General features: G+C 75.8%; 2 protein-coding genes. Both read left to right on the top strand.

The window, feature by feature from the left end; genetic code table 11:
• The coding region (locus tag HUX53_RS17885; RefSeq protein ID WP_176404346.1) for a sensor histidine kinase at positions 1–1690 on the top strand (1690 nt) is incomplete at its 5' end.
• A complete protein-coding gene (locus tag HUX53_RS17880) occupies positions 1687–2340 on the top strand; it encodes a response regulator transcription factor (protein ID WP_176404345.1) in 654 nt (217 codons plus the stop codon). The genes HUX53_RS17885 and HUX53_RS17880, both read left to right, overlap by 4 nt.
• The last annotated feature ends 3 nt before the right edge of the window (positions 2341–2343 follow it).

The raw sequence follows: 2343 nt of genomic DNA, 5'->3' as shown, positions 1-2343 counted from the left end.
CCACACCGCCGCCCGCACCGCACGCACAGCGGCCCACGCCGTCCGGCCGTCCGCGCTGCGCGCCGCCACCCGCCGCCCCACCCGCGCCGCGCTGATCAAGGACGTCCTGCTCTACGCCGTCCTCGCCTTCCCCGTCGCCACCACCATGATCTCCCCGCTCCGCCCCGGGCAGCCGTCCTGGTGGCTGCAGGGAGCCGGGCTCACCGCCCTCGCCGCCGCCGTCGCCGTATGCCGCACCCGGCCCACCGCCGCACTCCTCACCGCCATCACCCTCACCGCGATCCACGGCAACTTCGTGTTCGCCATGCCCGTCCTGTCCTACCTGACGGGCCTGCGGACCCGCCGCGCCCAACCCGTCCTGTGGGGATTCACCGCCGCCCTCACCGGCGGCGTCCTGCTGTCCATCGCCCGCGGCCTCGCCGTCACCACCTGGTTCCCCTCCACCGTCTGGCTCGTCCTCCTCGGCGTCCTGCCCTGGCTCGTCGGCCGCTACTGGCGCCAGCACCAGGAACTCCTGCGCGCCGGCTGGGAACGCGCCGAACGCCTCGAACACCAGCAGCGCATCATCGCCGAACGCGAACGCCTCCGCGAACGCGCCCGCATCGCCCAGGACATGCACGACTCCCTCGGCCACGAACTCGCCCTCATCGCCGTCCGCGCAGGCGCCCTCCAGGTCGCCCCCGGACTCGACGCCCGGCACCGCGACGCCGCCGCCGAACTGCGCACCGGCGCCGCCGACGCCACCGACCGCCTCCGCGAGATCATCGGCGTCCTCCGCGAAGACACCGGCACCGGCCCCCGCCCGGGGGAGGACCCCGCGGCGCCCGCCCGCGAGACCATCCCCGACCTCGTCGACCGCGCCCGCGCCTCCGGCGTCCCCGTCCACCTCACCGGCACCCCGCCCGACCTGCCGCCCATGCCCGCGCTCACCGCGCACCGCGTCGTCCAGGAAGCCATCACCAACGCCGCCAAGCACGCCCCCGGCGCCGCCGTCACCGTCACCCTCACCGGCCCCGCCGACGACGGCACCCTCACCGTGACCGTCGCCAACGACCCGCCGCCCGGACACCCGCCGCTCCTGCCCGCCGGCGGACGCGGCCTCACCGGCCTCACCGAACGCGTCCGCCTCCTCGGCGGCACCCTGCACGCCGCCCCCGATCCCGGCGGCGGCTTCACCCTCACCGCCGACCTCCCCACCGCCGACCTCCCCACCACCGGGCCCGCCACCACCGGGGACGCGCCCCGCACCACACCGGGGGAGTGGCCCTCCGAATCCGCCCGCCACCTCGCCCGCGAACGCCTCCAGGTCCGCCGCGGCCTCATCACCGCCATCACCGTCCCCGCCGCCCTCATGGCCCTCCTCGGCGCCATCATGGCCGGCTACTACGTCTACGCCGCCCTCAACTCCGTCCTCCCGCCCGCCGACTACGCCGCCCTGCGCGTCGGCCAACCCCGGCACCAGGTCGAACAGGTCCTGCCGCGGATGCAGACCACCGACTCCGGCGTCGTCCACGCCGTCGTCCCCGAACCCGCCCGCGCCGACTGCCGCTACTACCGCCCCGACGCCGACCTCCTCGGCGTCTCCCGCATCTACCGCCTCTGCTTCACCGGCGGCCACCTCACCGCCAAGAACAGCTACGACACCGGCCGGCTCAGCGCCGGCCACCGCACCGACCAGGAGAACGAGTGATCCGGGCCCTGCTCGCCGACGACGAGACGATGATCCGCGCGGGCGTCCGCGCCATCCTCACCACCGACCCCGGCATCGACGTCGTCGCCGAGGCCGCCGACGGCCACGAGGCCATCGACCTCACCCTCCGCCACCGCCCCGACGTCGCCCTCCTCGACATCCGCATGCCCCGCCTCGACGGCCTCGCCGCCGCCGAACTGCGCCGCGCCGCCCCCGCCACCGGCATCATCATGCTCACCACCTTCGGCGAGGACGACTACATCGCCCGCGCCCTGTCCGGCGGCGCCAGCGGCTTCCTCCTCAAATCCGGCGACCCCCGCGAACTCATCGCCGGCGTCCACGCCGTCGCCGGCGGCGCCGCCTACCTGTCCCCGAAGGTCGCCCACCGCGTCATCACCCAGATCGGCGGCGGCGACCTCGCCGGCCGCGCCCGCGCCCGCCACCGCACCGCCACCCTCACCCCGCGCGAACGCGACGTCCTCGCCCTCCTCGGCGCAGGCCTGTCCAACGCCGAGATCGCCGCCCGCCTCCACCTCGCCGAAGGCACCGTCAAGGCCTACGTCAGCGCCATCCTCACCCGCCTGGACGTCCGCAACCGCGTCCAGGCCGCCGTCCTCGCCCACGAAGCCGGCCTCGTCAACCCCACCTGACCC

The organism is Actinomadura sp. BRA 177 (genome assembly GCF_013372625.1).
GTDB lineage: Bacteria > Actinomycetota > Actinomycetes > Streptosporangiales > Streptosporangiaceae > Spirillospora.
The sequence above is the reverse complement of the archived record's forward strand: the minus strand, read 5'-3'. Positions and strand labels throughout refer to the sequence as shown.